Origin of the sequence: Streptomyces viridosporus (genome assembly GCF_002078235.1) — a bacterium.
Lineage (GTDB): Bacteria > Actinomycetota > Actinomycetes > Streptomycetales > Streptomycetaceae > Streptomyces > Streptomyces viridosporus.
Genome location: NZ_MSGP01000649.1, coordinates 1 through 7,427, shown reverse-complemented (window position 1 = coordinate 7,427; position 7,427 = coordinate 1). Strand labels below are relative to the sequence as shown.

Annotated in this window: 6 protein-coding genes; 3 read left to right on the top strand and 3 right to left on the bottom strand. The window is 74.2% G+C overall.

The features are described from left to right. Positions 1-954: amidase (locus B7L92_RS35030; RefSeq protein WP_081241253.1), on the top strand; the 954-nt coding region annotated here is incomplete at its 5' end. A 141-nt stretch (positions 955-1,095) separates the two neighbouring features. On the opposite strand, the gene B7L92_RS35025 is transcribed toward B7L92_RS35030, so the two are convergent. Then, positions 1,096-1,545 carry a universal stress protein gene (locus tag B7L92_RS35025; protein WP_081241252.1) on the bottom strand — a complete coding sequence of 150 codons (450 nt, stop codon included), beginning with the start codon at positions 1,543-1,545 and terminating at the stop codon, positions 1,096-1,098. A gap of 238 nt (positions 1,546-1,783) precedes the next feature. On the opposite strand from B7L92_RS35025, the gene B7L92_RS35020 reads away from it, so the two are divergent. Both B7L92_RS35020 and B7L92_RS35015 read left to right on the top strand, forming a co-directional pair. Beyond that, a complete protein-coding gene (locus tag B7L92_RS35020) occupies positions 1,784-2,464 on the top strand; it encodes a TetR/AcrR family transcriptional regulator (RefSeq protein ID WP_081241251.1) in 681 nt (226 codons plus the stop codon). Between the two features lie 172 nt (positions 2,465-2,636). Beyond that, positions 2,637-4,241, top strand: a complete 1,605-nt coding sequence (locus B7L92_RS35015) for an MDR family MFS transporter (protein WP_438364048.1) — start codon at positions 2,637-2,639, stop codon at positions 4,239-4,241. Between the two features lie 190 nt (positions 4,242-4,431). Here B7L92_RS35015 and B7L92_RS35010 read toward each other — a convergent pair whose 3' ends face one another. Continuing rightward, the gene (locus B7L92_RS35010; RefSeq protein ID WP_081241249.1) at positions 4,432-4,866 is read right to left on the bottom strand and encodes a pyridoxamine 5'-phosphate oxidase family protein; all 435 of its coding nucleotides are present in this window, start codon (positions 4,864-4,866) and stop codon (positions 4,432-4,434) included. Positions 4,867-5,034: 168 nt separating this feature from the next. Next, positions 5,035-7,224 (bottom strand): RNA polymerase recycling motor ATPase HelR, encoded by a 2,190-nt coding sequence (gene helR, locus B7L92_RS35005; RefSeq protein WP_081241248.1) that lies wholly within the window; start codon positions 7,222-7,224, stop codon positions 5,035-5,037. Positions 7,225-7,427: the final 203 nt, after the last annotated feature.

The window sequence follows — 7,427 nt, the reverse complement described above, 5'->3', positions numbered from 1 at the left end:
GCGGGCGGTTCGTCGGGCGGCAGCGCGGCGCTCGTCGCTGCCGGGGCGGTGCCGATCGCGCACGCCAACGACGGCGGCGGCTCGATCCGCATCCCCGCCGCCTGCTGCGGACTCGTCGGCCTCAAGCCGACCCGCGGCCGGGTCCTGGCGAACGCACAGAGCCACCGGCTGCCCCTCGACATCGTCTCCGACGGCGTCGTGAGCCGTTCCGTGCGGGACACCGCCGCGTTCCTCGCGGCCGCCGAGAGGTACTGGCGCAACCCGAAGCTGCCGCCCCTGGGCCTGGTCGAGGGCCCCTCGGAGCGGCGCCTGCGCATCGGGTTCCTGCTGGACTCCCCGAACGGTGTCCGCTCCGACCCCGCGACTCGGGCGGCCGTCACGGAGACGGCGGCGACGCTCGAACGCCTCGGCCACACCGTGGAGCCGGTGCAGCCGGCCCTCGACCCCCGCTTCACCGAGGACTTCCTCACCTACTGGGGACTGCTGTCGTTCCTCATCGGTGCCACGGGCCGGACCCTCGGCGCGGATTTCGACCGGCACCGCATGGACGGCCTCAGCCGGGGGCTGCGCGAGGCCTACCTGGAGAACTGGCGGCGCACCCCGGGCGTGCTGCGGAGGCTGAGGCGCACGAGGGAGGCGTACGCGGCGGCGTTCCGCGGGCTCGATCTCGTCCTCTCCCCCGTGCTCGCCCACACCACACCGCCGATCGGCCACCTCAGCCCGGCCGTTCCCTACCCGGCGCTGATCGAGCGGATCCTCGCCTACGTCGCGTTCACACCGCTCGACAACGTCGTCGGCACACCGTCGCTCTCGGTGCCGGCCGTGAGCACGACGGAGGACGGGATGCCCGTCGGCGTCATGTTCTCCGGCCGCCCCGGCAGCGAACGGACGCTCCTGGAGGTGGCGTTCGCCCTGGAGGCGGACCGCCCCTTCCGGCGCGTCCAGGACGTGTGACACCGCGGCCGTCCTCCGCGCCTTTCGGCCGCGCGCCCCGAGGCGTGGCCGCCGCGCCGGCCCGCGCCGGGGGCACGGCGGGCCCGAGCGGCCCCCGCACGAGGGCCGGCGACGAACGGCCGGCCGCGACCGGTGGGGAGGTCAGTGCCCGGGATCCCGGTCCCGGGGGACCACCACGACGGGACAGGCCGCGTGCTGGGCGCAGCGGTGGCTGACCGACCCCAGGATCGCCCTGGTGAAGCCGCCCCGCCCCCGGCGGCCGAGGACGAGGAGCGCGGCCCCCTCCGAGGCCCGGATCAGCACCTCCGACGGATCGCCCTCGACCAGGTGCTCCTTCAGGCCGGCGGGAGGCTCGTCCGGGAAGACCGTCCGCAGTTCCTGCGCGAACCGCTCCTCGGCCTGCTGCAGGTCGAACGCGGGGTCGATCGCCGGTCCGCTCCAGCCCCGGGAGGACGGCGTGTCCCAGACGTGGATCGCCTCGACGACACCGCCGACGACCCGTGTGTAGCGGTCCGCCCACCGCAGGGCGGCGTACGACGAGGGAGATCCGTCCACCCCCACGACCACCCGTGGTACTTCGGAGGATTGCATGGCCACCTCGCTCAGCAGTCGTTCTCTGCGCCCTTCCACGCTGCCGGGACCCGCGCCGCCGCGCCAGCGGAGGCGCTCAGGAGGGTGCGGGGACGGCCGGCCCGGTGCGACGGCGCGGGGGAGCGGACGGTGGCCCCGGCGCACCGGACCCGGTGACAGGTCCTTCCGGTCGGCCCGTCGGCCGCCGGGGCCCGAGCGGCCCGTTATTAATTTTGCACGGCGTGCATCTTTGCATAGCATGCACGTCGTGTCGGAGAAGGGTGCCGCGGGGGGCGGTCTGCGGGAGCGGAAGAAGCGGGCGACGCGTGCCGCGCTCGCCGAGGCCGCGGTGCGACTGGCCGCCGAGCACGGTGCGGAGAAGGTCACCGCCGAGGCGATCAGCGCGGCGGCCGGAGTGTCCGTGCGGACCTTCTTCAACTACTTCGACACGCGCGACGACGCCTTCGTCGTGATCGACGCGGACGCGGGCGCACGGATGCGACAGGCGGTGCTCGACGCGCCGGCCGCGCTCTCCCCGCTGGAGGCCCTGCGCGACGCCATGGCGGCGGAACTCGCCGAGGCGGAGCAGCAGCACGAGCTGTGGCAGTTGCACGCCCGGGTGCTGCACGCCTCGCCGCACCTGCTGGTGCGCAGCCTCGGCGCGCACCTGGCGGACGAGACCGAACTGGCCGAGGTGATCGCCGCGCGCATCCGCTCCGGCGGCCGGCCGGCGTCCGTGTCCGCCCCCGGAGCCGGTTCCGACGAGGAACGGCGCAGGGCGCTCGACCTGTACCCGCGGCTGCTGGCCGCGGTGGCGGGCACCGCGGTGCGGACCAGCGTGGAGCACTGGTGCGCCCGGCAGGAGGAAGCGGCCTTCCTCGACGTCTTCCGGGAGGTGTTCGCCCTCCTCGCCGCCGGGCTTCCGGCTCCTCCCGCCTGAGTCACCGCCCCGGCCGCCCGGCTCCCGCCGCGGCCGGCACCCCAGCCGTCCGGTCCGTGCCCGCGAGCGCGCCGCCCTGTGCCGCCCTCCGGCCCGTGCGGACCGTCCGACCATCACCGAAAGAGATCCCGTGACCCCACCCCCGGCGCCCGACGACGCGCCTCCCACCTCCATGACCCACCGGCAGATACTCCAGGCCATGTCCGGCCTGATGGCCGGCATGTTCGTCGCGATCCTGGCCGGCACCGTCGTGTCCAACGCGCTGCCCACGATCATCACCGATCTGGGTGCCAGCCAGTCCTCCTACACCTGGGTCGTCACCTCCGAACTGCTGGCCATGACCGCGACGGTGCCCCTGTGGGGGAAGCTGTCCGACCTCTTCGACAAGAAGCTGCTGCTCCAGCTCTCGCTGGGCATGTTCGTGGTCGGCTCGCTGCTGGCGGGCTTCTCCGAAGGCATCGGCCTGCTGATCTTCAGCCGGGTCGTGCAGGGCATCGGCGCGGGCGGCCTGACCGCCCTCGCGCAGGTCGTGATGGCCTCCATCATCCCGCCCCGCCAACTGGGCAAGTACGCCGGCATCTTCGGTGCCGTCTTCGCCGTGGGCACCGTGGCCGGACCGTTGATCGGCGGCGTGCTGGTCGACACCTCCTGGCTGGGCTGGCGCTGGTGCTTCTTCATCGGCGTGCCGTTCGCCCTGCTCGCCATCGTGCTGCTGCAGCGCACGCTGCGGCTGCCCACCGCGCGGCGCGAGGTGCGGATCGACTGGCTCGGCGCCTTCCTGATCGTCGCCGGTGTCTGCGCGCTGCTCATCTGGGTGTCGCTGGCCGGCAACGAGTTCGACTGGATCTCCTGGCAGACCGCCGCCCTCGCGGGCGGTGGCGTGGTGCTGCTGCTCGCCGCGGTCCTCGTGGAGGCCCGCACCCCCGAGCCGGTCATCCCGCTCGACATCTTCCGCAACCGCACGGTGACGCTGACCACCGTCGCCAGCCTCCTGGTCGGTGTCGCCATGTTCGGCGGGACCGTCTTCCTCTCGCAGTACTTCCAGATCTCCCTGGGCAAGTCGCCGACCGTCGCCGGCCTGATGAGCCTGCCCATGATCATGGGCCTGCTGGTGTCGTCGACCGTCGCCGGACAGGTGATCAGCCGCACCGGCAAGTGGAAGCGGTACCTGGTGGCGGGCGCGGTCACCATGACCGTCGGTCTGGGCCTGCTCGCCACGATCGACGCCGACACCCACTTCGGTCTCCTCAGCCTCTACATGGCGGTGCTCGGCGTCGGTGTCGGCATGCTGATGCAGAACCTGGTGCTCGCCGCCCAGAACGACGTGCCCGCCGCCGAACTGGGCGCCGCGACCTCCGTGCTGTCCTTCTTCCGCAGCATGGGCGGCACCATCGGCACCAGCGTCCTCGGCGCGATCCTCGCCAACCGGGTCACCAGCGAGATGACCAAGGGCTTCCAGGAGGCGGGCATCACCGTGCCGGCCGGTGAGGGCTCGGGCGGGAGCAGCGTCCCGGACATGTCCACGCTGCCCGCCCCGATGCGGGCCGTCGTCGAGCACGCCTACGGCGTCGCCACGGCCGACCTGTTCCTCATCGCCACGCCGTTCGCGCTGCTCGCACTGGTCGCCGTCGTGTTCCTGAAGGAGAAGCCGCTGAAGACCACCAGCGGCATGGAGCGCCTCGCCGAGGAGTCCGGCGCCCTGGACGCCGCGTCGGAGCAGGCGCCCGGGCACAGCCCGGCGCCGACGGGCAAGGACCCGGCGGCGCCGGTCGGCTGAGCCGGGACCCGGCGGGCCGGACACGCGCGGCCGGACGGGGCCGCCCACCACGCGGTGGGCGGCCCCGTCCGGCCGTTGCGCGCACCGCCCCGGCCGCGTGCCACCGCGGGTGAACCGGCCGGGCGCCCGCCCGTCTCGCGGATCACCTCTTCGTCCCGTGCCGCCGGAGCCTCGCCACGGGCCCGTGGCGTCACCAGCCGGGCGGCTTGGCGGTGCCCAGCGCGCGGGTGACGGTGATCTCGATGACCACCCGGTTCGGGTTGACGCGCGGCTGCCGGTAGCGCTCGGCGTAGCGCCGCTCGGCCTCGGCCACGGACTCGGCGTCGTCCCTGACGACGGCGGGGCCCTCCAGGGTGCACCAGCGCCGGCCGTCGACCTGGCTGACGGCGACCACGGTCCCCGGGGCGGACCGGCGCACGTTGCGGACCTTCTTGCTCCCGGCGTCGCTGATGACGCGGGCGACACGGGTCTCGGGGTCGTAGGTGACCCCGACGGGCACGAGGTGTGGAGTGCCGTCCTCCGGACGACGGGTGGCGAGGAAGCACACCCGGCGTTCCCGCCAGAAGGCGGCGTCGGTCTCCGTTTCGGCCTCGGCTCCGGCCGGCGGCGGGGTGTCGGGGTGCAACGCTTCTCCTCTGTGCGGGGCGGTACGGCTGCGCAGGGTGCCGGTCCCGTCCGGGACGGTCCGGCTCGAGGGCCTGCACCCCGACCGTACGCCGTGGACCCCCCGCCCGCCCGCGGCCCGCGGGCCGTACCGTACCCGGCTCGGCCGGGAGCGGGTGTCCGACCGCCGTCAGGGGCTGGTGAGGACGACGAGTTGCCGGGTCGCCCGGGTCATCGCGACATAGCGGTCGACCGCTCCCTCGACGCCCTCGCCGAACGCCTCCGGGTCGACGAGGACGACCAGGTCGAACTCGAGCCCCTTCGACAGCTCCGGGGTCAGCGACCGGACGCGGGACGTCGCCCGGAACGAGGGAGCGCCGATGACGCAGGCGGTCCCGTCGCCGTGCGTGGCGAGCCAGGTGTCGAGGACCGGGTCCAGCTCCGCGACGGACCCGTGGACGACGGGAACGCCGCTGCGGCGGACGGAGACCGGCACGTTGGCGTCCGGGAGCACGGCCCGGACGACCGGCTCGGCTTCCGCCATGACCTCTTCCGGCGTCCGGTAGTTGATGCTCAGGGACGCCACCTCGATCCGGTCGAGCCCGACCCGCTCGAGCCGTTCCCGCCACGACTCGGTGAACCCGTGCCTGGCCTGGGCGCGGTCCCCGACCACGGTGAAGCTCCGGGACGGGCAGCGCAGCAGCAGCATCTGCCACTCGGCGTCGGTCAGTTCCTGGGCCTCGTCCACGACGATGTGCGCGAACGGGCCGGCGAGCAGATCCGGGTCGGCGACGGGCAGTTCGGACTCGTCGACCAGGCTGACCCGGGCGTCCTCGCCGCGCAACATCGTCACCAGGCCTTCGCCGTCGTCGCCGTCGGCCCCGGAGTCGGCCGCGGCGTCGATCAGGTTGTCGACGACCTGCGCCATGCGCTCGTGCCGGGCGGCGACGAGGGCCTCGCGCCGACGCCTGCGCCGGGCCGTCTCCGGATCGCCGAGCCGCTGCCGTGCCGCGTCCAGGAACGGCAGGTCGGACACCGTCCAGGCCCGGGGGTCCGCGCGCCGCAGCGTGCGCACCTCGTCGGGGCCGAGCCAGGGAGCGCACATCCGCAGATAGGCCGGCACCGACCACAGGTCCCCGACGAGATCGGTCGCTTCGAGCAGCGGCCAGGCCCGGTCGAAGGCCGTGACCAGCTCCCTGTTCCGCGCCAGCGACCTGCGGAGCAGGTCGGCCGGGACGTCGCCGTCCTGTGCCGAGGCCTCGTCGTCGTGCTTGGCCACCAGGATGGTGAGCAGTTCCTCCCAGACCTGGTCGCGCGCCTCATTGTGCGGAGTGCCGGGTTCCGCCGCCTCGAACGCCGCGGCCCAGTCGTCGGCGCTCAGCCGGACGTCGGACCAGGGGGTCGTGACCGTCATCCCCTCGGCGGGCGGCTCCTCGTAGAACCGGACGGCCGTCTCGATCGCCCTCACCAGGTCCGCGGACGACTTCAGGCGGGCCACCTCCGGATCGGCCTCGGTCCCCGCCGAGGCCCCCTCGGTGACGAGGTCCCGCAGGATGCAGGTCCGCACGCCCTCCTCGCCGAGGCTGGGCAGGACGTCGGAGACGTACTCCAGGTAGGGCCGGTGCGGACCGACGAACAGCACGCCGCCCCGGCGGTGGCCGACGCGGGGGTCGGAGTGGAGGAGGTAGGCGGCGCGGTGCAGCGCGACGACGGTCTTCCCCGTGCCCGGACCGCCGTCGACGACGAGGGCGCCGCGGGACCCCGCCCGGATGACGGCGTCCTGGTCGGCCTGGATGGTGCCCAGCACGTCCCGCATCCGGGGCGACCGGCTGCTGCCCAGACCGGCGATGAAGGCGGACTGGTCGTCGAGCGCGGCGTGCCCGGCGAACCCGTCCGGGGCGAACACCTCGTCCCAGTAGTCGCTGATCCGGCCGCGGGTCCAGCGGTACCTGCGGCGGCTCGCCAGCCCCATCGGGCGGGCGTGGGTGGCCCCGAAGAACGGCTCGGCCGCGGGAGAGCGCCAGTCGAGCAGCAGCCGGCGGCCCGCGCCGTCCGTGAGGCCGAGCCGTCCGATGTACACGGGCCCGGAGCCGTCCGCGCCGACCATGCGCCCCAGGCACAGGTCGAGGCCGAAGCGGCGCAGCACGCGCAGGCGGGCGGTGAGCCGGTGGATCTCCACGTCCCGGTCCATCGCCTCCCGGCCGATGCCGCCGGGCGCCCTGCGCAGGGCGTCGAGGCGGTCGGACACCTCGGCGACCGACTGCTCCAGGCACTCCGCGACGGCCGCGAAGTGCTGTTCGTCGTCGGCGATCAGCGTCGGGTCGGCCTTGGGGGAGAGGCGGTCGGGAAGGTCGAAGGCACTGGTGGTCAGGGGGTTCACGTCATCGGCTCCGTTGGAGGGCCGCCCGCGGTCATGGCACGCGTCGGCCCGGTTCGACGATCCCGCGTGGTCCGCGCGGGTACGGACGACGGCCCTTCCCCGCCCACCGCGTCGAGCAGTGGCTCCGCACGGCTCGTCTTTCCGCGGGGTCCGGCCTCGGCCGACCATCCTGAGGCACCCCCGGGGCCTTGCCGCAAGCCCCC